We start from the raw sequence: 24823 nt of genomic DNA, 5'->3' as shown, positions 1-24823 counted from the left end.
AGTGGGCTCGTCTTACTCCGGCATAAATCGAAGACCCCGCACAACAATAACTAGTGGGAGTACTACCAGCATGCAAGCGACGAAGAAAACGCATGTGCGCTACCTGATCCTGTTCATGCTGTTCGTGGTGACCACGATCAACTACGCCGACCGCGCAACCATCGCCATTGCAGGGTCGAGCCTGCAAAAAGACCTGGGCATCGACGCCGTCACCCTGGGCTACATATTCTCGGCCTTCGGCTGGGCCTATGTGGCCGGACAGATCCCCGGCGGATGGTTGCTCGATCGCTTCGGCTCAAAAAACGTCTATGCATTCAGCATCTTCACCTGGTCACTGTTCACCTTGCTGCAAGGCTTCGTCGGCGGCCTGCCGGTGGCCTGGGCAGTGGTCACTCTGTTTACCCTGCGTTTTCTGGTCGGTTTTGCCGAAGCGCCGTCGTTCCCCGGCAACGCCCGCATCGTCGCCGCCTGGTTTCCGACCCAGGAGCGCGGCACGGCCTCGGCGATCTTCAACTCGGCGCAGTATTTTGCCACTGCCCTGTTCGCACCGCTGATGGGCTGGATCGTGTTCAGCTTCGGCTGGGAGCATGTGTTCGTGGTCATGGGCGTGCTGGGCATCCTTTTCTCGATCATATGGCTCAAGACCATCTACAACCCCCGCCAGCACCCGCGTATCAGCCCCGCCGAGCTTGAACACATCGAGCAGAACGGCGGCTTGGTGGACATGGACCACAAGCGCGGCAACGACGGGCCCAAGTGGGGCTACATCAAGCAATTGCTGACCAGCCGCATGCTCCTGGGTGTGTACCTTGGCCAGTACTGCATCAACGCCATCACCTACTTCTTCCTGACCTGGTTCCCGGTGTACCTGGTTCAGGAACGGGGCATGACCATCCTCAAAGCAGGGTTCATCGCTTCGCTGCCAGCCATCTGTGGCTTCATCGGTGGGGTACTGGGCGGCGTGATCTCGGACTGGCTGCTGCGCCGCGGCCATTCGCTGACCTTCTCGCGCAAACTGCCCATCGTGTGCGGCCTGATGTTGTCCACCACCATGGTGTTCTGCAACTACGTCGATGCCGAATGGATGGTGGTGGGCTTCATGACCCTCGCTTTCTTCGGCAAAGGCATAGGTGCGTTGGGCTGGGCAGTGGTGGCCGACACCTCCCCCAAGCAGATCGCCGGCCTGTCCGGCGGGCTGTTCAATACCTTCGGCAACATCGCCTCGATCACAACGCCTATCGTGATTGGCTACATCATCAGCGCCACCGGCTCGTTCAAGTGGGCGCTGGTCTATGTGGGCGCCAACGCGCTGGTGGCAGTACTGAGCTACCTGGTGATCGTCGGCCCCATCAAGCGAATCGAGCTGCGCGAAGAGTCGCCTGAGTCCAAGCCGGCGTCAGTGCCGGATGCCCAGCTTGCCAGCCCGCGTCACTGATTGAGCACGTGCGCACGGACTAGCCCGTGCGCACGCACGTACAAAAGCCTGAGAACCTGAACAATAGGGCCCGAACATGCAGCTGATCGAACATTCCGAATCGCCGCGCTACATCCGCCTGCACGAGGACGACAATGTCGTGGTGGTGGTCAATGACGGCGGCCTGGGCGAAGGGGCCCGGTTCGTCGACGGGCTGACCCTGGTAGAAGACGTGCCGCAGAGCCACAAGGTGGCCACCGTGCCTATCCCCAAGGGCCAAGCGGTTCGACGCTATGGCCAGGTGATCGGTTATGCCCTTGAGGACCTGCGCCAGGGCAGTTGGGTGCAGGAGGGGCAGCTGGCCATGCCCGCCCCGCCTGAGCTGGACAATCTGCCATGCTGCGATGCAGTTCCCCAGCCACAACCGCCGCTGCAGGGCCATACCTTCGAAGGCTATCGCAATGCCGACGGCACGGTTGGCACTCGTAATATCCTGGGTATCACCACCACCGTGCAATGCGTCACTGGGGTGCTGGAGCATGCCGTCAAGCGCATCCGCCACGAGCTGCTGCCGCGCTATAGGAATGTGGACGATGTGGTCGCCCTCACCCACAGCTACGGCTGCGGCGTGGCCATCAATGCCCGCGATGCCTATATCCCCATCCGCACCGTGCGCAACCTGGCGCGCAACCCCAACCTGGGTGGCGAAGCGCTGGTCATCAGCCTGGGTTGTGAAAAACTGCAGGCCAGCCAGGTGATGCACGACGACGACCCCTCGGTCGACCTCAGCGAGCCCTGGCTGTATCGCCTGCAGGACGCAAGCCTGGGCTTCACTGAGATGATCGAGCAGATCATGGCCCTGGCCGAAACCCGCCTGAAGAAACTCGACAAGCGCAGGCGCGAGACCGTGCCGGCCAGTGAGTTGATCCTGGGCATGCAGTGCGGCGGCAGCGATGCCTTCTCGGGCATCACCGCCAACCCGGCACTTGGCTACGCGGCAGACCTGCTCGTGCGGGCCGGTGCAACGGTGCTGTTCTCAGAAGTGACCGAGGTGCGCGACGCCATCTACATGCTTACCTCCCGCGCCCAGGACCGGCAGGTGGCCGATGCGCTGGTACGCGAAATGGACTGGTACGACCGCTACCTGCACCAGGGCGCTGCCGATCGCAGCGCCAATACCACGCCAGGCAACAAGAAAGGCGGCTTGTCGAACATTGTCGAGAAAGCACTGGGGTCGATCGTCAAGTCAGGCAGCGGCGCCATTCAAGGTGTGCTCGGGCCAGGGAACGGGTGAGCGGCAAGGGGCTTATCTTCTGTGCCACCCCTGCCAGCGACTTCGTCTGCGGCACCCTGCAGCTGGCCGCCGGGATGAACCTGCATGTGTTCACTACCGGCCGCGGTACGCCCTATGGCCTGGCGATGGCGCCGGTAGTGAAGGTGTGCACCCGCACCGAGCTGGCGCAGCGCTGGCCGGACCTCATCGACATTGACGCCGGGCGCATCGCCACGGGCCGCAGCACCATCGAAGAGCTGGGCTGGGAGCTATTCCACTTCTACCTGGACGTGGCCAGCGGGCGCAAACACACCTGGGCCGAGCAACACCGCCTGCATAACGACATCACCCTGTTCAATCCCGCACCCATTACCTGATCCCTTGTCCCTGAGGAGTTCCAGATGCCAGAGATTCTTGGCCACAACTTCATCGCCAGCCAGCGCAGCGCAGCCGGCACGCAGCGCCTGCAAAGCCTGGATGCCACCACTGGCGAGCCCCTGCCCTATAGCTTCGCACAAGCCACCGAGCGCGAGGTGGCCGAGGCGGCCGAGGCCGCACAGGCCGCCTTCGCAGGGTTTCGCCAATTGCCACCGGCACGCCGCGCCGAGTTTCTGGACGCCATTGCCGCGGAGCTCGATGCGCTCGACGATGCCTTCGTGGCGATCGTGTGCCGTGAAACCGCCTTACCGACAGCTCGGATCCAGGGTGAGCGCGGCAGGACCAGTGGTCAGATGCGCCTGTTTGCTCAGGTGCTGCGCCGAGGCGACTATCTGGGTGCGCGCATCGACCTGGCCCAACCAGACCGTAAGCCGCTGCCGCGGGTGGACCTGCGACAGATGCGCATCGGCGTTGGTCCTGTAGCGGTGTTCGGCGCGAGCAACTTCCCCCTGGCCTTCTCTACCGCCGGTGGTGACACCGCTGCTGCACTGGCTGCCGGTTGCCCGGTGGTATTCAAGGCGCACAGCGGCCATATGGCCACCGCCGACCTGGTCGGTTGTGCCATCGAACGCGCGGTCGCCCGTACCGGCATGCCCAAAGGTGTGTTCAACATGGTGTTCGGGGCAGGCGTGGGTGAGCCATTGGTCAAGCATCCGGCCATCCAGGCAGTGGGCTTCACCGGCTCGCTCAAAGGTGGCGATGCCCTGTGCCGCATGGCCGCCGAGCGCCCCCAGCCGATCCCGGTGTTTGCCGAAATGTCGAGCATCAACCCGGTGATTGTCCTGCCCGGGGCGCTGGCCAAGCGCGGCGAAGCCATTGCGCGTGAACTGGCAGGCTCCGTTTGCATGGGGGCTGGGCAGTTCTGCACCAACCCGGGGTTGGTGATAGGCCTGCAATCCCCCGCTTTCAGCCAACTCCTCGAAGACTTGGGCACCCATCTGGACCAACAGGCCGGCCAGACCATGCTCAATGCAGGTGGCCTGCGAAGCTATGTCAGTGGGCTGGATCACCTTCACGCCCATGACGGCATCGTGCACCTGGCCGGCCAGCCGCAGACAGGCCCCCAGGCACGTGCACAACTGTTCAAAGCCGAGGCCCGCCTGCTAGTGGCGTCCGACCCGCTTTTGCAGGAAGAAGTCTTCGGTCCGACGACAGTAGCGGTGCAAGCGCGCGACGAGGAACAACTGCGCAGCGCCCTGCAGGGCCTGAGAGGCCAACTGACCGCGACGCTGATCGGCGAGCCGGAAGACTTTGCTGCGTTCGCCTGGTTGGTACCGCTGCTTGAGGAAAAGGTCGGCCGCATCCTGGTCAACGGCTATCCAACAGGTGTGGAGGTATGCGATGCCATGGTCCACGGCGGCCCGTACCCCGCCACCTCGGACGCTCGGGGCACGTCTGTCGGCACGTTGGCCATCGACCGATTCCTGCGGCCGGTGTGCTACCAGAACTACCCCCAGGCGCTGCTGCCCGAGCCGCTGCGCGACAGCAATCCGCTGGGGTTGCGCCGGTTGGTCAATGGCCAGTGGAGTGAAGAAGCGCTCCAAGGTAGATCTTGAGTCATTAGCCGGGATGAGGGACACCCGGAGGCTGGGGCGGTTAGGTCACGCCCCGCTCACCTGCGCCCGCTCATGGGCTTGGCGCAGCCGCTCCCGACTGTTGCTCAGGTGCATGCGCATGGCCATCTTCGCCCCTTCACTGTCCTGGCGAGCAATCGCCTCATAGATCGCTTCGTGCTCATGCATCAACCGGCTCATGTAGTGGGGCTGGTCGTCGTGGGCCAGGCGAGCAGAGTTGAGGCGGGTTCGAGGGATGATGCTGGTGCCCAGGTGGTTGATGATGTCGGCGAAATAGTGATTACCGCTGGCCTGGGCGATGCGCAGGTGGAATTGAAAGTCCGCGGACACTGCGTCGGTAGCATGGGCTGCTTGTTCATTTAGCTCATCGAGGGCTGCACGCATCCCGGCCAGCTCTTCATCGCTGCGTCGCTGAGCCGCCAGGCTGGCCGATTCGATTTCGAGGGCGATGCGCAGCTCCAGTACCGCAAGTACTTCGCGCAGCGTCACCACCGTGGCCGGGTCGATGCGCAGCCCCCCGACCGGCGGAGCGTCCAGCACGAAGGTACCGATACCGTGACGGGTCTCCACCTGCCCGGCGGCTTGCAAGCGCGAGATCGCCTCACGCACGACCGTGCGGCTGACCCCTTCCTCAGCCATGATCTGCGATTCGGTCGGCAGCTTGTCACCGCGCTTGAGTTGACCACTGCGGATGCGTTCGGTCAGCACTGTGACCAGTTCCTGGGCCAGGCTGCGCGGCTTGCGCCTGGCCCGTGGCGGTGGTTGTAGATCTGACATGCCCTGGGCTTCACCTTGAAAGACAGCCGCCATGATAGCGCAGGCAGTTGTACGATCACATACGGCTGCAACGCTATCGGTGCTGGCACTATCACCACACCGTTTGTTAAGGTCCGGGCTTTCCACGGAAGGATGCCTGCATGAAATTGCTCGACCGATCACTGCTCAGCTGTGGCTTGCTCATTCCATTGTGGCTAGCTCTGGGCGTCACGCTGACCGCCATGGCCTACCCCGGCTACGATCATCTGCAATTGGCCATGAGCCAGCTTGGCGCCGTCGGTGCCCCAACCCATCATCTTTCCCCGCTGGTGAACAATTTCCCATTAGCATTATTGTTCGCCTTGTTCGCCTGGGGCATTGCCCGGCGCTGGCGCGGCTCCCGGCTGGCCATGGTCAGTGCAGTGCTGTTGTTGCTGCACGCCGTTGGCAGCTTGGGCACGGGATGGTTCGCCTGCGACCAGGGCTGCGCGCCTGAACAGCCTTCCACGTCGCAGCAGTTGCACAACCTGTCCGGGCTGTTGATGTTCTTGTCCTTGACCCTCGCCAGTGCCCTGTGGATCTGGCTTGGCGCCCGCATCGCGCACTCGCGCGCCCTGGCGGTCTTCTCGCTGGCCTGTACCCTTGGGGCACTTGTCACAGTCGGGTTCATGGGCCAGGCCATGCAGAGCGGCGAATTGTTCGGGCTTTACCAGCGCCTCAATTATGGGGTGGGCGTGCTGTGGGTAGCGGCTATTGCCTGGTACAGCCTGCGCGAACATGCCAGCACAGGCGCCAAAGCTGCGCTGGCCTGAAGGCAAACTGCTGGCCCCCGGCTTTGGAAGGAGGAGGCAAACTTCCTTTTCCTTCAGAAGCTTAGGACAGGAACATGCGAGTAATTCTAGCAATCACGACGGGCTGCCTGCTGGCTACGGCAGGTATCGGCGCCAACGCCCGACCTTTGACTCAGAACGATCGCCAAGCCTGCAAGTGGGGCGCCCAGATTGCAGCCCAGGCCCAGCAGGCCAAGCTGTCTGGGATCACGCTGTATACCGCGCGCAAGAAGCTGCAGGCACGCAAGTTCGCCAAGCCGTGGATGCGCATGACCGCCTTCGGCATTACCGAGCAGACCTATAACAGTCGCTCGAGGCTCTCACCTGCTGCCATCAGCAAAACCTACCAGGAGCAATGTGTGCAACATGCGCTGGCACGCAGATAGCTATACATATCAATTAGTTACTAAACATAGTTGATAAAAAATATTAGCAACTACCCTTCCCGCCATGCTTGGTTCAGCCATTTCGAACCTTGCGTTGAATGGCCCAGTCGGGTATCAACGGGCCAGCCCTTCGCCTTAACAGCCGGTCAAGGTCGTCGCGCGACGCTCCCCTGCAAAGAACGCAGGGCGCAGCCGCACCCCGATCACGTTGCCCAGGTAGGCGGCGATCAGCCATAGCCAGCCGTGCACGCTCCCTGAAGCGATGCCGCTGAAATAAGCGCCGATATTGCAGCCGTAGGCCAGGCGCGAACCGTAGCCCAGCAACAGGCCGCCGATGACGGCGGCGATCAATGACGGCAGCGGGATCTTCAGGCTTGGCGCAAAACGCCCGGCAAGGCCTGCTGCAAGCAACGCCCCCACCACGATGCCCAGGTCCATGACGGTGGTCACATCCTGCCAGACCGGCGAAGCCAAGGCTTTGGCATTTGCCGGTGCCTGCCAGAACACCCAGCTGCTCACCTGAACACCCAGGCTGTCCAGCACCTTGGCGCCCCATAAGGCGAAGGCTGAGGTGATGCCCCAGGGCCGTCCAGCCAAGGCCAGGGTGGCATAGTTGAGCACGGCCAACGCGACGGCGCCCCAGAGTAACGGCCAGGGGCCTCGCACAAAGCGTTGCAGACCTGCCCGGTCATGCTGCTCGGGCTGTTCAAGCCTGCCGTGGCGGCGCTTTTCCAGGTGCACAGTGACCCAGGCGATCAGGCCGAACACGCCCAGGCTCACCAGCAAGGCAGGTACCAGGCCCCATGCCTGCACGATTGAGGTCGCAGGCAAGGATGGCAAGGCAAACCACCAGTCGGCGTGGTGCGTGGCGGTCACGGAACCGATGATGAAGAACAGCAGGGTTACCAGCATGCGGGCATTGCCGCCGCCAACGGTGAACAAGGTGCCCGACGCGCAGCCGCCCCCCAGTTGCATGCCGATGCCGAAGATGAAAGCCCCGAACACGACGGACACCCCGGCCGGTGCCACAAGGCCCGTCACGGGGGTGCCGAACAGGTTACCGGCCGCAAGCGCCGGGAAGAACAGCAGTACAGCCAGCGCCAGCATGACCATCTGCGCACGCAAGCCGGCGCCGCGCCGCTCATTGATGAACACGCGCCAGGCAGAGGTGAAGCCGAAGGCCGCGTGATACAACGTCAGGCCCAGCGCAGCCCCCAGCAGCAGAAGCAGGACCTGCCTGAAGCCTGCATTGACATCCAGGAACCAAGCGCCAGCTATCAGTAGACCCAACGCGACAAGGGGTGCGCCCAGACGGCGCGGTTCAGGTGAAACGGTAGCGGAAAGACCCATCGAAATACTCGGAAAAAAATCGAACAGGTGCGCAGTATAACGGCAACCACCGGTGAGGTCGTGTAGTGCCGCCAGCGGTGCAGGCGCGCATTTGTTAGGCTTGGCCCCTGCCCCCTTACGGATCAGACCCACGAACCATGGATCAATTGCGCCGAATCGACCTGAACCTGCTGCTGGCCCTGCACGCCCTGCTTACCGAGCGGCATGTAACACGCGCTGCCATTCGCCTGCACCGCAGCCAGCCGGCCGTCAGCCATGCGCTGGCGCAGTTGCGCGAGCATTTCGATGATCCTCTGCTGGTACGTCAGGGTGGCACGATGACGCTCACCGCGCGGGCTCAGGCGTTGGCCCAACCGCTGGAGGACGCATTGGCCAATCTGGAGGGGCTGCTGAGCACGCCGCAATTCGATGCTACGCAGGCCCGGCGACGCTTCCGTCTCTCGCTGTCGGACTATGCAGCACGGATCATCCTGCCACCTCTGCTGCGCCATGTGCGGCGCGTTGCCCCGGGCATCGACCTGGCGGTCAGCCAGGCCAGTCGCGAGGCAATGGTGGCTCAATTGCTCGATGGAGAACTGGACCTGGCGCTGGGGGTCTTTCCGGAATTACCTCAAGGCATCACCGCCCAGTCACTGTTTGCAGATCGCTTCGTAAGCGTGGCTGACCATCAGACGCTGCCGGCCACGGGCAAATTGAGTTTGAGCCAGTGGTTGGCGCGCCCCCATGTGCTGGTGGCTACGCGCCCCGACGCCTTCGATGAGATTGACCGTGCACTGGCCTCCCAAGGTCAGCGCCGGCACATTGCCCTGGCGCTGCCGCACTGGAGCGCAGCCGTAGAAGTAGTGAAAGATACCGACCTGATTCTGACCGTAGCGCGACGGGCCCTCGCCCCGCTGCCTGCCCATGGGGGGCTGTGCGAGTTCGTCCCCCCGCTGCCTTTGGACAGCATCGATTACCGGCAAGCCTGGCACAGCCGCAAGCAGGGTGATGCAGGGCATCGCTGGCTGCGCGAGACGGTGCTGGCATGCTGTCAGCCAGAGGTCTGATCGTGGCTTGAGCGCTCCACCGCGGGCTCGCTTTTGCTGGGGGTACTGGTGGCCCACTGACCCTGCACCAACCACACGCCGGCCAGGATCATCACAAGTCCAAAAATTCGCGCCAGCCCTAGGGGCCTGCCAGGCAGGTTCATGATGGCAAAATGATCAGCAACCACCGCCGTAACGATCTGCCCTGCCACCACCAGCACCAGAAAGCCTGCCGCGCCAAGCTTGGGCGTCAGCGCCGCCGCCCCTGCCACGTACAGGGCGCCCAGCACACCGCCGATCCAGAGCCACCATGGGCCTTGCAAGGCGTTGCCGATGTCAGGCGCAGGTACCCGCAACACCAGCAGCGCTGCAATGACAACCACGGCGCTGACGGCAAGCGATGCGAAGGCGCCCCACAGCCAGTGGCCAAGGGCCCTGCCCGCAGCGGCATTGCCCGCCGCTTGAAACGGCAGAACCGCGCCTGCAATCAATGCCAAAACAATGGGTAACAGCACTATCATCATGGATTTACTGAACATTACCGTTCTCGCTAAACAGGACGGGGTTCAGCATGAGGCTATTGACGCCTCGCATGGAAATCGAAAGCCGAGATGGAAACTATTCGTGTGGCGAATAGCGAATCTGCGTGGCTACGCCAAGACGTAATAACCGTGATCCTAGAGAGTAAGCCACAGGGACGGACAGTCCCGCCCCTGCAGCCGATTGCATCAGTTGCGGGTCACCCGCCATACGGTGTTGGCCAGATCGTCCGCAATGATCAATGCCCCACGCGGATCGACTGTCACACCCACTGGACGCCCACGCGTCTTGCCATCTTCACCTCGAAAGCCGGTGGCGAAATCGATGGGCTCGCCTGCCGGCTTGCCGTTGCTGAACGGCACGAAGATGACCTTGTAGCCAACCGGGTTCGGCCTGTTCCAGCTGCCGTGCTCGCCCACGAACACCCCCTCAGCAAAGCCTTGGCCCATGGCGGCCGTTGAGAAGTCGACACCCAGCGCCGCGACATGGGACCCCAGGCTGTAGTCGGGCTTGATCGCCGCAGCTACTTTGTCAGGATTCTGCGGCCGCACCCGGTCGTCGACGTTCTGCCCCCAGTAACTGTAGGGCCAACCGTAGAAGCCGCCCTCACGCACGGAGGTCAGGTAGTCGGGGACCAGGTCTGGGCCCAGTTCGTCGCGCTCGTTGACCACTGTCCAGAGCTGCCCGGTACCCGGCTGGATAGCCAGTGCAGTGGGGTTGCGCAGCCCGGTGGCGTAGGGCCGATGTGCGCCCGTCTGGGCATCGACTTCCCACACCATCGCACGGTCGATCTCGACTTCAAGGCCGCGCTCGGTAATGTTGCTGTTCGAACCGATGCCGACATAGAGGAAGCGGCCGTCCGGGCTGATGGTGAGCGCTTTGGTCCAGTGGTGGTTGATCTCGGCCGGCAGGTCGGTGAGCTTGACCGGCGGGCCGTCGGCCTTTGTCTGGCCGTCGCGGTAGTCGAAGCGCACCAGCGCATCCTGATTGGCCACGTACAACTTGCCATCGGCAAATGCCAGGCCATAAGGCGCATTCAGGTTCTCGGCAAAGACGGTCTTAAGCTCATACTTGCCATCACCATCGGCATCGCGCAACAGGGTCAGGCGGTTGCCGCCCTTGACCTGGGTATTGCCCTTGGCCTTGATCTGGCTGGCGATCACATCCTTGGGCTTGAGTTTGGCAGCGCTGCCGCCACGCCCTTCGGCCACCAGGATGTCGCCGTTGGGCAGCACCAGGCTCTGACGCGGGATCTTCAAGTCGGTCGCGATGGCCGTGACGCTGAAACCGTCGGGCACGGTCGGCTTTTGCTGGCCCCAGGCCACCGGCTCGGCGATCTTCATGCTGGGCAGCAGACCGCGCTGGGGCTCGGGCAGCTTCGGGTCAGGCCCACGGGCCTGGGTGGGATCACCCTCACCGCCGCAAGCCGCCAGCAACAGCGAAAGGGACAACAAGCTCACAGCGTGCAGCGCTCTCATGCTTCACCTCCCGAACGCAGGTTGCTCAAGCCAAGCCACGCCGTCACCACAGCGAGCACGGTCACGATCACCGACAGTACCAGCCCGGACGGCATCACAGCCCAGGCGTCCTTGGCATGCTCGAAGGCGTTGACCAACCCCAGCGCCCACGTCACCAGCAAGAGCAAGAAGTAAAGGGTTGGCCGCCCGGCCTTGTGTCGAGCGCTGATCAGGTTGGCCAGGGCGAACAGCAGGGCCAGCCCGCAGAACACCAGCCCGCCTGCGATCAGCCAGGCGGCAAAGTTGCTCCATTGGATCTGGTAGCTGTTGTAGTAGGCAATGTCACTGATCATTGCCCCCAGAAACAGTGGCACGGTGCCCGCCAACAACAATGCATGCAGCGGGCCAGGTCTGCAGCGGTACAGGGTAGGGTCGGAAACGGTCACGGTGCCTCCTTTTCGTTCAGTGACCGGGGCCGACGAGAGACGGCCCACGGGGATACGCAGGGTGCGCCTAGCAAATGAGCACCCTGGCGAGCCGATAGTTCAGCCATACATAGCTGAAATATCCTGCAAAAAACCCCGAACCGCTGCCCTTCGTGGCATACGCGGCCTATCCAGGCCCGCATGCCTGCCAGACGTCAGGCCAGCCGCGCCCGAGCGGCGTGCAGCTTCTTGTAGCTGTCGATCAGACGCAGGTGGCGATCCAGCCCTTCGAGCTTCATGCTGGTCGGGGTCAGGCCGTGGAAGCGCACGCTTCCCTCGATCGAGCCCAGCACCGCATCCATGCGCGGGTTGCCGAACATGCGGCGGAAATTGACTTCGTAGTCGGCCATGTCCAGTTCATCGTCCAATTGCACTTCCAATGCCACGTTAAGCGCCTGGTAGAACAGCCCACGCTCCACGGTGTTGTCGTTGAACTGAAGAAACGCCTCGACCAGCTCCTTGGCCTCCTCGAAGCGCTGCACGGCTAGGCAGATGAGCAGCTTGAGCTCAAGGATGGTCAGTTGCCCCCATACCGTGTTGTCGTCGAATTCAACGCCAATCAGCGTGGTGATGGTGGTGTAGTCATCGACATCGCAATTGTCCAGGCGTTTGAGCAGCAGCTTGAGCGAGCGATTGTCCAGGCGGTGCAGGTTGAGGATGTCGGCGCGGAAGGAAAGCGCCCGGTTAGTGTTGTCCCAGATCAGGTCCTCGACCGGGTAGATTTCCGAATAGCCTGGTACCAGGATTCGGCAGGCGATTGCACCGAGGTTGTCGTACACCGCCATGTAGACCTCTTTGCCAAGGTCTTCGAGGATGCCGAACAAGGTGGCTGCCTCCTGAGCATTGGCACCTTCGCCCTGGGCAGTGAAATCCCAATCGACGAACTCGAAGTCAGCCTTGGCGCTGAAGAAGCGCCACGACACAACACCGCTGGAGTCGATGAAATGCTCGACGAAATTGTTCGGCTCGGTCAGGGCGTGGCTTTCGAAGGTGGGCTGTGGCAGGTCGTTCAAACCTTCGAAGCTGCGGCCCTGCAGCAGTTCGGTCAAGCTGCGCTCCAAGGCCACCTCAAGGCTTGGGTGCGCACCGAACGAAGCGAACACACCACCGGTGCGCGGGTTCATCAGGGTGACGCACATCACCGGGAATTCGCCACCCAGCGAGGCGTCCTTGACCAGTACTGGGAAGCCCTGCTCCTCCAGCCCCTGGATACCCGCGACGATGGACGGATAGCGGGCCAGCACCTCGGCGGGAACGTCCGGCAGGCACAGCTCGCCTTCGAGGATTTCACGCTTGACCGCACGCTCGAAGATTTCGGACAAGCACTGCACCTGCGCTTCGGCCAGCGTGTTGCCCGCGCTCATGCCGTTGCTCAGGAACAGGTTCTCGATCAGGTTCGACGGGAAGTACACCACCTGCTGGTCTGATTGGCGCACGAACGGCAGCGAACAGATGCCCCGGGCGGTGTTGCCCGAGTTGGTGTCGTACAGGTGCGAGCCGCGCAGTTCGCCATCGGGGTTATAGATGGCCAGGCAATGCGCGTCGAGGATTTCGTCAGGCAGGGCATCCCGAGGGCCGGGCTTGAACCACTGTTCGTCCGGGTAGTGCACGAACGCCGCATTGGCCAGCTCCTCTCCCCAGAACTGATCGTTGTAGAAGAAATTGCAGTTCAGCCGCTCGATGAATTCGCCCAGGGCAGACGCCAGCGCCGCTTCTTTGGTAGCGCCCTTGCCATTGGTGAAGCACATGGGCGACTGCGCATCGCGCACATGCAACGACCAGACGTTGGGCACGATATTGCGCCACGAAGCAATTTCGATCTTCATGCCGAGGTCGGCCAGGATGCCGGACATGTTGGCAATCGTCTGTTCCAGTGGCAGGTCCTTGCCAGGGATACGGGTGCTGGTTTCGGCCACCGGCATGAGCAAACCCTGGGCATCGGCATCGAGGTTGTCGACCACCTCGATCACGAATTGCGGACCGGTCTGCACCACCTTCTTGACCGTGCAGCGCTCGATCGAACGCAAGATGCCCTGGCGGTCCTTGTCGGTGATGTCTTCCGGCAGCTCCACCTGGATCTTGAACACCTGGTTGTAGCGGTTCTCGGGGTCGACGATGTTGTTCTGCGACAGGCGTATGTTTTCGGTGGGAATGCCGCGTGTCTGGCAGTAGAGCTTGACGAAGTAAGCCGCGCACAGCGCCGAGGACGCCAGGAAATAGTCGAATGGCCCAGGGGCCGAGCCATCGCCCTTGTAGCGGATCGGTTGATCGGCGATCACCGTGAAGTCATCGAACTTGGCTTCGAGACGGAGATTGTCGAGAAAATTGACCTTGATTTCCATGCGGGTTTACCGTGATTTTAAGCGTGCAAAACACAATGGTCGGCATTATCCGGTTTTTCACAGCGGAAATCCTCCCCGACCGGCATGCGCGTCAATGGCGGCCTCGCGCTTGCGCATTCCGGGGAAATCCTTGCCTGATCCTCTGTATCTGCACAGCCTGGCGCAGGCACCGGTTCAGCGCTGTGCTAGCGTTTCTACACGGGGCGACGCACCCCACGATCATGACAAGAACAGCGCTAACCGATGACTGGCAGGTGAACCATGGAACTACTCATCAACGGCACGACCCACCAGGTCGATGCAGACGCCGACACGCCCCTTTTGTGGGTGATCCGCGACGATCTGGGCATGACCGGTACCAAGTATGGCTGCGGCCTGGCCCAGTGCGGGGCTTGCTCGGTGCTGGTGGACGGCGTTGTGGTGCGCGCCTGCGTGACCCCGGTGTCCGGCGTGGTTGGCCGACACGTGTCGACCATTGAGGCGATCGAGGCGGACCCTGTGGGCAAGCGGGTGGTAGCGGCTTGGGTGGAACACCAGGTCGCGCAATGCGGGTACTGCCAATCCGGTCAGGTAATGGCAGCGACCGCGCTGCTCAAGCATACCCCGGCACCCAGCGCCGAGCAGATCGATGCAGCCATGATCAACCTGTGCCGCTGCGGCACCTACAACGCTATTCATGCAGCCATGCATGACCTGGCGTAGGGAGCCAAAGCCTGATGAGCACGCCTGATCCCGTTGCTGAACTGCATAGATTGCAAGCTGGCGAAACCGTCAATCTCTCGCGTCGCCGCTTCCTCGTCGGCACGGCTGCAGGCGCATTGGTCCTGGGCTTCGGCCTGCCGACGGGCGTTGCGCGTGTGCAAGCTGCTGCCGATGCGCAGCGAGGCACCCAGGTACCGGCGTTCCTGGAAATTCGACCGGATGGCACGGTCCGTCTGCTCAGTCCGTTCATGGAAGGCGGCCAAGGACCGTTCACCGCCATGGCGCAGATTGTTGGCGAGGAGCTGGATGTGGATCCTGCTCACTTCATCGTGGACAGCGCCCCACCTGGCCAAGCCTATGTGGTGATGGAAAACGGCATGCGCATCACCGGCGGCAGCATGTCCGTACGCATGAGCTACCCCACCATGCGCCGCCTGGGCGCACTGGCGCGGGCGATGTTGCTGCAGGCCGCTGCGCAGCAACTGGGTGTCGCGGTGGGCGAGCTCACCACGACGCCGGGTACCGTAGTACATACCACGTCAGGGCGCACGCTTGGGTACGGCGAACTGGCCGAGCGCGCCATGGACCTGCCGGTCCCCGACCCTGCCACCGTCAAGCTTCGTGATCCTGCCCACTTTCGCTGGATTGGCAAGCCAGTTCGGCGCCTGGACGCTTACGACAAGTCCACCGGCAAGGCCATGTACTGCATCGACCTCAGCGTGCCGAACATGCTTCATGCCGCCGTGCAGCATGCCCCTCGCCTGGGCATGACGGTGGGCCAGGTGCGCAATGAGGCACAGGTGGCTGCCATGAAGGGCGTGCACTCGGTGCATCGCCTGCCCGGTGCTGTAGCGGTGGTTGCACCGCGTTGGTGGCACGCCAAGCGTGCGGTCGAGGCACTGCAAGTACAGTGGCTGGAGCCAGCCGCAGATTCCACCGTGCGGGCCATGCCGGCGGATTTTTCCAGCGACGGCTGGCTCCAGCACCTGGCCAGTGCCACGGGTCCAACCCGTGATGAAGAAACGGCCGGAGACGTGGCAAGCGCGCTGGACAACGCCGTGACCACCGTCGAGGCCAGCTACCACAACCAGTACCTGAACCATGCCCAGCTCGAGCCCCCTTCTGCCCTGGCCCGCTTCACCCCCGACGGCACACTGGAGGTCTGGCTGCCCAACCAGGCGCCCGACATGTTCCGCGATGACATCGCCAAGCGTACCGGGCTGTCACCCGACCAGATTACGCTGCACTCGCCGCTGCTTGGCGGCTTCTTCGGTCGACACTTCCTGTATGAGTCCGCCAACCCTTACCCGCAGGCCATCGCCCTGGCCAAGGCGGTAGGCCAGCCCGTCAAGCTGATCTGGAGCCGCGAGGAAGAGTTCCTTCGCGATGTGCTACGCCCTGTCGCCGCGGTCAAGTTCCGCGCCGGGCTCGATGCCGAAGGCTTGCCGGTAGTCCTGGAGGCGGTCAGCGCCACGGAAGGCCCCACCGAAGCCCTGGCCGGCAAGCAAGGTGACAAGGTCGACCCCACGGCACTGGAAGGGCTATCGGGCAAGGCCTATGCCATAGCCAACAAGCGCATCGCACAGGTGTACGTCAAAGGCCCGGCCATGCTCGGTTATTGGCGGTCGGTGGGCAACTCGCTCAATGACTTCTTCTATGAGTCTTTCCTGGACGAGCTGGCGGACAAAGGAGGCCAGGACCCTCTGGCCCTGCGTCGGCACCTGCTGCGAGACAACCCGCGCCTGACCCAGTTGTTGCAAGCGGTCGTCGAGCTTTCAGGGGGCTGGAAACGAGGGCCTTTCACTGCCGAGGATGGCACGCGGCGGGCCCGAGGCTTGGCGATGGCGTCCCCTTTCGGGTCCGAAGCGGCCGTGATCGCCGAGGTCTCCATCGAAGACGGCCAAGTGAAGGTCCACGACATCTGGCAGGCGATCGATCCGGGTAGCATCGTCAATCCGGCCATCATTGAGCACCAGGTCAATGGCGCGGTGGCCTTGGGGTTGTCGCAGACGCTGGTCGAGGAAGCGGTGTACGTCGATGGCATGCCGCGTGCGCGCAACTATGACCTGTACCCGATCCTGCCGCCTGCGCGCATGGCTCGGGTACATGTACGCATCGTTGAGAGTGGCGCGAAGATGGGCGGTATCGGCGAGCCACCGTTGCCCGCGGTAGCACCGGCGGTGGCCAATGCCGTGGCCCAACTGACCGGACAACGGGTTCGCAGCCTGCCCATGAGCCGTCATACCTTCAGCTGACCGACAAGGACGCCGCCATGCACCCTCGTACTGCTAGAACCCTTGGCTGGCTGTTGCTGCCCTGCGCGGTCGCCGCCGGCCTGGCCGGTTGGTACGTCACCCGTGAACCTGCCTCGCCGTTCTCTGATGAGCAGGCACGCGCCACCGACGACCCGGCATTGATCAGTCGCGGGGAATACGTCGCAAGGCTGGGCGATTGCGTCGCCTGCCACAGCCTGCCTGGCGAACCGCCGATGGCCGGGGGGCTCGAGATGGCTACCCCGCTTGGCACGATCCACGCCACCAACATCACACCCGACCCGGAGACAGGCATCGGCGCCTACTCGCTGGCCGACTTCGACCGGGCCGTGCGCCACGGTGTGGCGCCTGGCGGGCGCCGCCTCTATCCCGCCATGCCGTACCCCTCCTACGCCAAGCTCAGCGACGACGACATACGTGCGCTTTACGCCTTCTTCATGCGCAGTGTTCAGCCTGCACGACAGCCGAACACGCCTGGCGACATACCTTGGCCATTGAACCTACGCTGGCCCATCGCCCTGTGGAACGGCGCGTTCGCACCTGCGAGCCCTTACGTGGCGAAGGACGACCAGAATGCACTGTGGAATCGCGGCGCCTACATCGTGCAGGGGCCTGGGCACTGCGGCAGCTGCCATACCCCCCGAGGCCTGGCTTTCAATGAAAAAGCCTTCGACGAGTCAGGCGCCCCGTATCTCGCAGGCGCCTTGCTCGACGGCTGGTACGCGCCCAGTTTGCGCAATGACCCTAACACCGGCCTTGGCCGCTGGAACGAAGCTGAGGTGGTGCAGTTTCTCAAGACCGGTCGCAATCGACATGCCGTGGTCTTCGGCTCGATGAACGAGGCATTCAACAACTCCACGCAGTTCATGACCGATGGCGATCTACAGGCCATCGCCCACTACCTCAAGGCACTGCCCGGCGATCCATCCCGAGATGGCAAACCCTGGCAGTACCAGCCTGAGCCGACGCTCGCCCAGCTGGAGCGCCCAGGCGTACGCACGTACATGGCGCGCTGTGCTACCTGCCACGGCATGGACGGCAAGGGCCAGGGTGAGTGGATGCCGCCCTTGGCCGGCGCCACTTCGTTGCTTGCAAAGGAGGCTGCTTCAGCCATCAACATCACCCTGAACGGGTCGCAGCGGGCCGTGGCCGATGGCAGGCCCGATGCCTACCGCATGCCCGCCATGCGTGCACAACTGAGCGATCAGGAAACAGCAGAGGTGCTGAGCTATATCCGAAGTGCCTGGGGTAACCACGGCAACGCCGTCGAAGCCGCGGCAGTGGCCAAGCTGCGCAAAGATACCGATCCTGCCAGCCCTAGTCCGATCATCCTGCAGATGCGCTGACCCATGCCGCGCATTCGAGCACCGGAAGGCCTTAGCGGCTGCGCTCCAGGTTGAGTTTGAGCAGCTGCTGCGGTACCTCCTGCGCGTTGAGCTGCTGCATCGCCCGGCTCAGGGCTTCGCGCAGCGCCGGCTGATTGCACGGCGAAGCCTTGGACAGGGCCAGGTACAGGCCTTCGCTGGAGACAGGCGGCTGCAGCACCAGCACCTGCTGGTCGATGCCCAAGGTGCGCGCCAGGGCTAGGCCTGGGTACTGCTCATAGATCACATAGTCACTGCGCCCGTGCATCAGCTTTTCGAAAGCTTGCCTGGCGCTGGGCACCGCTTCGAGCGTCAGGTGCTGCTTGGCGTAAGCATCGAACGGCTGGCCGTGACTGTTATTGACCAGCGTTCCACCCTTGAGCCCCTGCAGGTCCGACCATTGCCCGTAGACGAAGCCATGCCCCTGACGGGCCCAGATCACGCTCGGCGTGTAGAGAAACGCCGGCAGGATGAAGTCCATTTGCTGCTGGCGGGCGTCGGTGATGAAGTAGCCGGCCATCAGGTCGACCCTGCCGGTACGAACCTCTTCCTGGGCCCTGGACCAAGGGCCTACATAGAGGACGTCGATTTCCAGGCCAAGGCTGTTGGCCAGGCGCGTGATCAGATCCGCACTGGCCCCAATCAGATGGTGCGGGTCCAGGGGGTCACGCCAAAGGTAGGGGGGATATTCCGGGTTTCCAGTGGCGGTAAGCCGTTTACACGGCTCGGCAGCCATTGCCAGCAGTGGCAATAGCCCAAGGCACAACAGGCCAACCCAACCCTTGATCATGCGAGACCTCCGGCAGACGACGCTGTGATACCTCGTTCCCTGCGCTGGGCCCTAGACAATAAGCTGCTTCAGGCGGTCAGTTCCAGCCGCGCGCGCGCCCCTGCCCGCTGGAACACCTCGCGCACCTCGTCGGCCTTGGCCTTGGTGACCGACTTGCCGCTCAGCAGCTCGTCGACCACGCGCAGGCCTTGCTCGACGGCAGTGGCCAATTGTTCAGCATCGGAGGCGTCGGCGATATCACCCAGATAAGGCGCGATGAGGTAGACATAACGATCCTGCAGTTTCAGCGTTTCCAGGGCGTCGAGGGCCTGCTGGAAGCGATCGGCCGCAGCGGGGCTCATGCTCAATTTATCGAAATGAATCAGGCTCACACGATCAGTGGCCATGTTGACGAATCTCCGTTTCCTGATGCGGCGCAGGCCACGAGCAGCAGCGTGTCCACGCTACTCGGACAAGCAGGCCCGGGTGATGTCGATCAGGTTAACAGAACACGGCACAGAAAGGGTCATCCGCCCAAGAACTAAAAGTGACCAGCAGGTCGCGCAATGGAAGCCCCACGGCGCAACCGGGACAGGCAGCGGGATTTGACGCGCAGGATAATCGCCCGGCAAACCACCCTGCCGAGAACGCCACCACGCGCTCGCCTCTACAACAACAAGCCTGTTTCAGCAGGCACGCCACACAGGGCTCCCACTTCATGGCAAAGGAACACTCCGCAGAGACACCCGATCTTGGCGTTACCGACCCCTCCAAAACCGACGAAGCCCGACAGGACCGGCGCCTGGAGGGCAAGCTCGACTGGGTCGTATTCGGCTTGACCAGCCTGTTGGCCATCGCGTTCGTGCTGTGGGGTTTCCTCAACCAAGTCAATTTGGCCAGTAGCGCGTCCAGTGCGCAGTCGTGGGTCATTCTCAACTTCGGCTGGTTCTTCGTACTGACCTCTACTGTGTTCGTCGTGTTCGTGCTGTGGCTGGCTGCCAGTCGTTATGGTCGCGTGCCGCTGGGCCGGGATGGAGAACTACCTGAGTTTCGAACGGTGTCGTGGGTGGCGATGATGTTCAGTGCCGGCATGGGCATCGGCCTGATGTTCTTCGGCGTGGCCGAGCCGTTGTCGCACTACGTTTCCCCGCCGCCGGGCTCGACCACTGGCCAGTCGAGCGAAGCGATGCAGGTGGCCATGGCCACCACCCTGTTTCACTGGACGCTGCACCCTTGGGCGATGTATGCCATCGTCGGGCTCGCCATCGCTTACGGCACCTTCAGGCGCGGCCGCTCCCAACTGATATCCGCAGCCTTCAGGCCCTTGATCGGCAAGCATGCCAATGGCCCGCTCGGCCGTCTGATCGACATGATGGCAATCTTTGCCACGCTGTTCGGCTCGGCCGCCTCGTTGGGGCTTGGTGCGCTGCAAATTGCAGGCGGCCTCGAATACAACGGCTGGATCGAGCACCCCGGCAAGCTGTTCTACATCGCACTGATCACCGTGCTGACCATTGCCTTCGTCACCTCGGCCGTATCGGGCATCGGCAAGGGTATCCAGTGGCGGTCCAATACCAACATGGTGCTCGCACTGATGCTCGCCGTGTTCGTGTTCCTGGTCGGGCCTACCTTGCTGATGCTGAACCTGCTGCCGACATCGATCGGCATCTACATCAAGATGCTGCCGGAAATGATGGCGCGGACCAATGCAAGCGGCGGCGAACCCATGAACGCCTGGCTGGCCGGCTGAACGGTGTTCTATTGGGCGTGGTGGATTTCCTGGACGCCTTTCGTTGGCATGTTCATCGCCCGTATCAGCCGGGGGCGCACCATTCGCCAGTTCGTCACCGGGGTGTTGCTGGTGCCGAGCCTGGTCAGCCTGGTGTGGTTCACCATCTTCGGCGGGGCGGCCATCGATGCCTTGCGCGAAGGCGCCTTCGTACTGGCGGATGGTGCGGTCAACAGCAACCATGCGCTGTACCAATTGCTCGCCAGTTACCCGTTGGCCTCTGCCACGTCGGTCCTGGTGATGATCCTGGTCGGTATCTTCTTCGTCTCCGGTGCCGACGCGGCGTCACTGGTCATGGGGACGCTGTCCGAACATGGCACCACTTCCCCTTCGCGGCGCACGGTGATTTTCTGGGGAGCGCTCACCGGCACGGTCGCAGCCATCATGCTGGCCATCGGTGACCCCAGCGCGCCAGACAAAGCCCTGACCGGGCTGCAGAACCTGACCATCGTAGTGGCCCTGCCCTTCGTACTGGTCATGGTGCTGCTGTGCCTGGCGCTTTATCGCGACCTGCGCAAGGACCCCATGATGCTGCGCCATCTTCGCGGAACCGAGCTGATCGAAAAGGCCGTGTTGTATGGCGCAGTCAAGCATGGCGAAGAGTTCTACATCGTCGTTCAGGAGAAGAAAGCCTCGGTGAAAGCGGTTGCAACCAAGGAGCTGACCGAATCGTGAGGTCAGCAGATCGGTCGCTCTGATACCTACCCGCGAAACTGGTAAAAGTGCCAGTTTCGTATTGCCAGCGACCGACGCAATATCGTCAGCGCCTCCCAGCCGAATGAGCGCAGCGCGCATGAATGACCTCCTGCAAGGTAGAGTCGCCTGGTTCGATACCGACCAGGCGTTTGGCTGCATTCTGGGAGCCAACGGCGTCGGCTTTCTTCTTCAGGGGCGACACCTGCTCGACCCAGGTACACCGCCCTGCCGCGGGCAGGTTTACCAATTCGCACCGGTGTACAGAAAAAATGCCTGGTGGGCCCTGCAGGCCTCGCCCTTACTGCCCCTGCCTGACGAATTGACGGTCGGCGTGCCGGACGATCATCCAGATTGACCTGATGCACACTGCTGCGCAGCTCATCCATTTGCGCAACATGTTGAAGACTTTTCGCGATGCTAGCGGTGAACCAGCTTACAAAAAAACGGTCTTTCGCTGACGGTTCACTACCCGACCGGTTCGCGGCCCATCCACCGGCCTACATTTGTCCAGTTTCAGCGAAGACCCCAAAATGCCCGACTCCCGCCCAACTGCCTTTGCCCTCACTGCCCTGCGCGGCGGTCTGCTTGCCAGCGCGCTGGCGCTTGTCACGCCCGCGCACGCCGAGGCGCCAGCCAGCGATGCACGCTGGGTCAGTGACAGCCTCAGCACCTACGTACGCAGTGGCCCGACCGACGGCCACCGTATCGTCGGTACGCTAAAGTCCGGGCAGCCACTGACGCTGATCGGTACACAGGGCAACTACAGTCAGGTTCGTGGACAAAACGGTGATGTGGTGTGGATCCTTTCCAGTGACCTGCAATCAGTGCCCGGTCAGAACGAGCGCCTGCCTCAGCTCGATGCTCAGGTGGCCGAGCTGACAGGGCAATTGAAGACCATCGATGACAGCTGGAAAAACCGGGTGCAGGGTATGCAGGAAACCCTGGATTCGCGCAAGCAACTGGTCGATGAACTCCAGGCGCGCAACAAGGACTTGAACGAGCAGCTGGACCAGAGCCAATCGAACCTTCGCGACGCTCAGGCGCGCCTGGGTGACGAGAACAAGCAGGTGATGATGCGCTACATGGTGTACGGCGGCAGCATCGCAGGGGCAGGTTTGTTGGTCGGGCTCATCCTGCCGGCCTTGACCCGTGGGCGGAAAAAGAACGATCGCTGGTTTTAGGGCTGTGTTGAGGATTGTCTGTCTTGCACAGACCGGCAGATTCTTAAATTTCGAACCGGACTTGCCGGTTCGTCGGACTGGCCGGGACGAGCTATAGATCCGGGGCTGCGGCGCAGCCCTGTTCCGGTAGATGCTCAACCCGTCATTCCCAGCATCCACCGCTACTGCGCCTTCCCATACTACTGACCCAGCCGCTCCAGTGCCTGAAGCACCAAGGTAGTGGCCCTCTCCTGCCTGGCGTCCCGGCAGGCGATCCCCAACTGCCGCCACAACCCAGGCCGCAAGGGTCGACAGACCAGACGCGGGTCCGCCTCCATCGCTTCACCTTCCTGCGGCAGCAACGTAGCACCGTACCCGGCGCCAACCAGGCGCTTAACCGCGTCGTTGTAGTTCAACTCGATGCGCGGCTGTGGGTGCAGCCCGGCCGCTGCGAACCATTCGGTGCAGACCCGCGACAACTGCGTGCTGCTGTCATTGAGAATCAAAGGCCGCTCGGCCAGCCACTGGGGGGTGACAGCTGCCGGCGGCTGCCAGTCAGCCGGCATGTAGGCCAGGATGGGGTCTCGGCGCCAAGCGGTGACCGCCAGGCCCTTGCCCGCCACTTGTGGTAGCGCCACCAGGCCAATGTCCAGCAGCCCTTCACGCAGCTGCACCAGGGACGCTTGTGAAGTGAGCACTTGCACCTGCACGTCGATGCCAGGGTGTTCACTGCGAAGGTGCTTAAGCGCCTCGGGCAGCAGGTGCGCGATGGCCCCGGTCGATGCGCCCAGCCGCACGCGGCCTGTCAGGCCTTGCACTTGATTGCGCACCTCATCCAGAGCCATTTCGGCATCGGCAAGCAGGCGTCTGGCGCGCACCAGCAGGGTTTCGCCGATGACTGTCGGTCGAACCTGGCCGCGTGTGCGGGTCAGCAGCGTGGCGCCCACCCGCGACTCCAGCTCGGCCACATGCAGGCTAATGGTGGGGGGTGCCAGATTGAGCTGACGGGCTGCCGCCGCAAAAGACCCAAGCTGGCTGATCACCACCAGCGTACGCAGGCGGTCAAGGCTGATTTCACGCACAGGGCTACGGCTTCCTTGAGGTAAACGTCGGAAGATTCAGAATAACTGAACGTGCCCGTCATGAAATGTAAATTTTCTTTATGCCCAGCTTGAGCGACTCTGGTGTCCGACCTACCCGCCTGGACACGTGAACATGCATCTACCTCTTGTTTTCATCGATGGCGATCAAGGCACTACCGGGCTGCAAATCCATGCCCGCCTGCACGATCGCACGGACCTGCGCCTGCTGACACTTGCCGACGCGCAGCGCAAGGACCTCAGGTACCGCAGCGAGGCCATCAACCGTGCCGACATCGCCATACTTTGCCTGCCCGATGACGCTGCACGCGAAGCGGTGAGCGCGATCCACAACCCCGGTGTACGGGTGATCGATGCCAGCTCCGCCCACCGCACCGCGCCAGGTTGGACTTACGGTTTTGCCGAATTGAATCGGGACCAGGCTGCGCATATCGGCCAAAGTACCCGGGTCAGTAACCCTGGCTGCTACCCGACGGGCGCGATCGCATTGCTCGGCCCCCTGATCGCGGCAGGCTTGGTACCTGCCGACTACCCGCTGGCCATCCATGCCATCTCGGGCTATTCCGGCGGCGGGCGCTCAGCGGTGCAGCGGCACGAGCAGCAGGACGGTAGCGCCGCCTCGGCCTGGCTCATGTACGGTCTGGACCTGGCGCACAAGCATGTGCCCGAGATCCAGGCCCACGCCGGTCTATCGGCCCGCCCTATGTTCATACCCGCCTACGGCGCCTATCGCCAGGGCATCGTCCTCAGCATCGCCCTGCACCTACGCTTGCTGCCCGGCCAGGTCAGCGCGCAGCAGTTGCAGGCGTGTCTGGAGCAGCACTACCAAGGCGCCCGCCACGTGAAGGTGATGCCGCTGCAAACCCAGGGCATAGCCGAGCGCCTCGACCCGCAGGCGCTCAACGGGACCGATGATCTGCGCCTGGCCCTGTACGCCAACCCCTCGCAAGGCCAAGTGCTGTTGACCGCCGTCTTCGATAACCTGGGCAAAGGGGCTGCCGGGGCTGCCGTGCAGAACCTGGACTTGATGATCGACGCCATGCGCGCCCACGGCGATAACGGCAAAAACGGGTAGACTGTACAGCCCGCGCACTCATGTT

Annotated in this window: 20 protein-coding genes and 2 pseudogenes; 13 read left to right on the top strand and 9 right to left on the bottom strand. The window is 62.9% G+C overall.

Translation table 11 applies throughout. The features are described 5' to 3' along the window. The first annotated feature begins 70 nt into the window (after nt 1-70). The 3 genes and pseudogenes from ACF8E5_RS18310 (at nt 71) to ACF8E5_RS18300 (ending at nt 4681) form a co-directional block, all read left to right on the top strand. Nucleotides 71-1435, top strand: coding sequence for an MFS transporter (locus ACF8E5_RS18310; RefSeq protein ID WP_058638335.1), 1365 nt, complete (start codon nt 71-73; stop codon nt 1433-1435). 76 nt (nt 1436-1511) lie between these two features. Continuing rightward, nucleotides 1512-3064, top strand: a pseudogene (gene garD / locus ACF8E5_RS18305) (galactarate dehydratase). Between the two features lie 24 nt (nt 3065-3088). Beyond that, a complete protein-coding gene (locus ACF8E5_RS18300; RefSeq protein ID WP_197844046.1) occupies nt 3089-4681 on the top strand; it encodes an aldehyde dehydrogenase (NADP(+)) in 1593 nt (530 codons plus the stop codon). Nucleotides 4682-4726: 45 nt separating this feature from the next. Here the strand turns inward: ACF8E5_RS18300 and ACF8E5_RS18295 are convergent, their stop codons facing one another. Beyond that, nucleotides 4727-5476: a FadR/GntR family transcriptional regulator gene (locus ACF8E5_RS18295; protein WP_058638384.1), complete on the bottom strand. Its 750-nt coding sequence runs from the start codon at nt 5474-5476 to the stop codon at nt 4727-4729. A gap of 140 nt (nt 5477-5616) precedes the next feature. Here ACF8E5_RS18295 and ACF8E5_RS18290 point away from each other — a divergent pair, with 140 nt between their 5' ends. Beyond that, on the top strand, nt 5617-6267 hold the full coding sequence (locus ACF8E5_RS18290; protein ID WP_078478527.1) for a DUF998 domain-containing protein: 651 nt from the start codon (nt 5617-5619) through the stop codon (nt 6265-6267). Nucleotides 6268-6341: 74 nt separating this feature from the next. Further along, complete coding sequence (locus tag ACF8E5_RS18285) at nt 6342-6671, top strand: hypothetical protein (RefSeq protein ID WP_078478526.1); 330 nt, start codon at nt 6342-6344, stop codon at nt 6669-6671. A 135-nt stretch (nt 6672-6806) separates the two neighbouring features. Here the strand turns inward: ACF8E5_RS18285 and ACF8E5_RS18280 are convergent, their stop codons facing one another. Further along, nucleotides 6807-8021, bottom strand: coding sequence for a YeeE/YedE family protein (locus ACF8E5_RS18280; RefSeq protein WP_058638385.1), 1215 nt, complete (start codon nt 8019-8021; stop codon nt 6807-6809). Nucleotides 8022-8158: 137 nt separating this feature from the next. Between ACF8E5_RS18280 and ACF8E5_RS18275 the strand changes: the two genes are divergently transcribed. Then, on the top strand, nt 8159-9067 hold the full coding sequence (locus tag ACF8E5_RS18275) for a LysR family transcriptional regulator (protein WP_392475627.1): 909 nt from the start codon (nt 8159-8161) through the stop codon (nt 9065-9067). Here the strand turns inward: ACF8E5_RS18275 and ACF8E5_RS18270 are convergent. The 4 genes from ACF8E5_RS18270 to ACF8E5_RS18255 form a co-directional block, all read right to left on the bottom strand. Continuing rightward, nucleotides 9052-9585, bottom strand: coding sequence for a DMT family transporter (locus ACF8E5_RS18270; protein ID WP_392475626.1), 534 nt, complete (start codon nt 9583-9585; stop codon nt 9052-9054). The two genes, ACF8E5_RS18275 and ACF8E5_RS18270, sit on opposite strands and share 16 nt — an antisense overlap. A gap of 189 nt (nt 9586-9774) precedes the next feature. Continuing rightward, the gene (locus ACF8E5_RS18265) at nt 9775-11064 is read right to left on the bottom strand and encodes a sorbosone dehydrogenase family protein (protein ID WP_058605382.1); all 1290 of its coding nucleotides are present in this window, start codon (nt 11062-11064) and stop codon (nt 9775-9777) included. Then, complete coding sequence (locus ACF8E5_RS18260) at nt 11061-11489, bottom strand: DUF2231 domain-containing protein (protein WP_058605381.1); 429 nt, start codon at nt 11487-11489, stop codon at nt 11061-11063. Before ACF8E5_RS18260 ends, ACF8E5_RS18265 begins: the two co-directional genes overlap by 4 nt. A 194-nt stretch (nt 11490-11683) precedes the next feature. Continuing rightward, complete coding sequence (locus tag ACF8E5_RS18255; RefSeq protein ID WP_058638344.1) at nt 11684-13870, bottom strand: OsmC domain/YcaO domain-containing protein; 2187 nt, start codon at nt 13868-13870, stop codon at nt 11684-11686. 261 nt (nt 13871-14131) lie between these two features. On the opposite strand from ACF8E5_RS18255, the gene ACF8E5_RS18250 reads away from it, so the two are divergent. The 3 genes from ACF8E5_RS18250 to ACF8E5_RS18240 are packed head-to-tail and all read left to right on the top strand — an operon-like array spanning nt 14132 to nt 18191. Next, nucleotides 14132-14572, top strand: coding sequence for a (2Fe-2S)-binding protein (locus tag ACF8E5_RS18250; RefSeq protein ID WP_392475625.1), 441 nt, complete (start codon nt 14132-14134; stop codon nt 14570-14572). 14 nt (nt 14573-14586) lie between these two features. Beyond that, a complete protein-coding gene (locus ACF8E5_RS18245; RefSeq protein WP_392475624.1) occupies nt 14587-16827 on the top strand; it encodes a molybdopterin cofactor-binding domain-containing protein in 2241 nt (746 codons plus the stop codon). 17 nt (nt 16828-16844) lie between these two features. Further along, complete coding sequence (locus ACF8E5_RS18240; protein ID WP_392475623.1) at nt 16845-18191, top strand: c-type cytochrome; 1347 nt, start codon at nt 16845-16847, stop codon at nt 18189-18191. Nucleotides 18192-18222: 31 nt separating this feature from the next. Here ACF8E5_RS18240 and ACF8E5_RS18235 read toward each other — a convergent pair whose 3' ends face one another. After that, nucleotides 18223-18999, bottom strand: coding sequence for an ABC transporter substrate-binding protein (locus ACF8E5_RS18235; protein ID WP_145255913.1), 777 nt, complete (start codon nt 18997-18999; stop codon nt 18223-18225). 68 nt (nt 19000-19067) lie between these two features. Continuing rightward, the gene (locus ACF8E5_RS18230; protein WP_058605375.1) at nt 19068-19385 is read right to left on the bottom strand and encodes a hypothetical protein; all 318 of its coding nucleotides are present in this window, start codon (nt 19383-19385) and stop codon (nt 19068-19070) included. Nucleotides 19386-19696: 311 nt separating this feature from the next. On the opposite strand from ACF8E5_RS18230, the pseudogene ACF8E5_RS18225 reads away from it, so the two are divergent. From ACF8E5_RS18225 to ACF8E5_RS18215, 3 genes and pseudogenes are all read left to right on the top strand, one after another. Next, nucleotides 19697-21442, top strand: a pseudogene (locus tag ACF8E5_RS18225) (BCCT family transporter). Nucleotides 21443-21560: 118 nt separating this feature from the next. Beyond that, on the top strand, nt 21561-21818 hold the full coding sequence (locus ACF8E5_RS18220) for a hypothetical protein (RefSeq protein ID WP_078478518.1): 258 nt from the start codon (nt 21561-21563) through the stop codon (nt 21816-21818). Nucleotides 21819-21993: 175 nt separating this feature from the next. Next, nucleotides 21994-22644, top strand: coding sequence for a TIGR04211 family SH3 domain-containing protein (locus ACF8E5_RS18215; protein WP_058638351.1), 651 nt, complete (start codon nt 21994-21996; stop codon nt 22642-22644). A gap of 179 nt (nt 22645-22823) precedes the next feature. Here ACF8E5_RS18215 and ACF8E5_RS18210 read toward each other — a convergent pair whose 3' ends face one another. Then, nucleotides 22824-23705 (bottom strand): LysR family transcriptional regulator, encoded by an 882-nt coding sequence (locus ACF8E5_RS18210; RefSeq protein WP_392475622.1) that lies wholly within the window; start codon nt 23703-23705, stop codon nt 22824-22826. A 133-nt stretch (nt 23706-23838) separates the two neighbouring features. Here ACF8E5_RS18210 and argC point away from each other — a divergent pair, with 133 nt between their 5' ends. Next, a complete protein-coding gene (gene argC, locus ACF8E5_RS18205) occupies nt 23839-24798 on the top strand; it encodes an N-acetyl-gamma-glutamyl-phosphate reductase (protein WP_392475620.1) in 960 nt (319 codons plus the stop codon). Nucleotides 24799-24823 lie beyond the last annotated feature (25 nt).

Source organism: Pseudomonas sp. WSY_20, assembly GCF_043104335.1.
Lineage (GTDB): Bacteria > Pseudomonadota > Gammaproteobacteria > Pseudomonadales > Pseudomonadaceae > Aquipseudomonas > Aquipseudomonas parafulva_B.
Note: the sequence above shows the minus strand (reverse complement) of the source record. Positions and strands in the feature narration are given on the sequence as shown.

Excerpts from the sequence above, each read along its gene's own strand:
- ACF8E5_RS18290 (WP_078478527.1), top strand. The coding sequence starts at position 5,617 with ATGAAATTGCTCGACCGATCACTGCTCAGCTGTGGCTTGCTCATTCCA.
- ACF8E5_RS18270 (WP_392475626.1), bottom strand. The coding sequence starts at position 9,585 with ATGTTCAGTAAATCCATGATGATAGTGCTGTTACCCATTGTTTTGGCA.
- ACF8E5_RS18280 (WP_058638385.1), bottom strand. The coding sequence starts at position 8,021 with ATGGGTCTTTCCGCTACCGTTTCACCTGAACCGCGCCGTCTGGGCGCA.
- ACF8E5_RS18235 (WP_145255913.1), bottom strand. The coding sequence starts at position 18,999 with ATGATCAAGGGTTGGGTTGGCCTGTTGTGCCTTGGGCTATTGCCACTG.
- ACF8E5_RS18300 (WP_197844046.1), top strand. The coding sequence starts at position 3,089 with ATGCCAGAGATTCTTGGCCACAACTTCATCGCCAGCCAGCGCAGCGCA.
- ACF8E5_RS18295 (WP_058638384.1), bottom strand. The coding sequence starts at position 5,476 with ATGTCAGATCTACAACCACCGCCACGGGCCAGGCGCAAGCCGCGCAGC.
- ACF8E5_RS18310 (WP_058638335.1), top strand. The coding sequence starts at position 71 with ATGCAAGCGACGAAGAAAACGCATGTGCGCTACCTGATCCTGTTCATG.
- ACF8E5_RS18220 (WP_078478518.1), top strand. The coding sequence starts at position 21,561 with ATGAATGACCTCCTGCAAGGTAGAGTCGCCTGGTTCGATACCGACCAG.
- ACF8E5_RS18265 (WP_058605382.1), bottom strand. The coding sequence starts at position 11,064 with ATGAGAGCGCTGCACGCTGTGAGCTTGTTGTCCCTTTCGCTGTTGCTG.
- ACF8E5_RS18215 (WP_058638351.1), top strand. The coding sequence starts at position 21,994 with ATGCCCGACTCCCGCCCAACTGCCTTTGCCCTCACTGCCCTGCGCGGC.
- ACF8E5_RS18245 (WP_392475624.1), top strand. The coding sequence starts at position 14,587 with ATGAGCACGCCTGATCCCGTTGCTGAACTGCATAGATTGCAAGCTGGC.
- ACF8E5_RS18255 (WP_058638344.1), bottom strand. The coding sequence starts at position 13,870 with ATGGAAATCAAGGTCAATTTTCTCGACAATCTCCGTCTCGAAGCCAAG.
- ACF8E5_RS18240 (WP_392475623.1), top strand. The coding sequence starts at position 16,845 with ATGCACCCTCGTACTGCTAGAACCCTTGGCTGGCTGTTGCTGCCCTGC.
- ACF8E5_RS18250 (WP_392475625.1), top strand. The coding sequence starts at position 14,132 with ATGGAACTACTCATCAACGGCACGACCCACCAGGTCGATGCAGACGCC.
- ACF8E5_RS18275 (WP_392475627.1), top strand. The coding sequence starts at position 8,159 with ATGGATCAATTGCGCCGAATCGACCTGAACCTGCTGCTGGCCCTGCAC.
- ACF8E5_RS18230 (WP_058605375.1), bottom strand. The coding sequence starts at position 19,385 with ATGGCCACTGATCGTGTGAGCCTGATTCATTTCGATAAATTGAGCATG.
- argC (WP_392475620.1), top strand. The coding sequence starts at position 23,839 with ATGCATCTACCTCTTGTTTTCATCGATGGCGATCAAGGCACTACCGGG.
- ACF8E5_RS18285 (WP_078478526.1), top strand. The coding sequence starts at position 6,342 with ATGCGAGTAATTCTAGCAATCACGACGGGCTGCCTGCTGGCTACGGCA.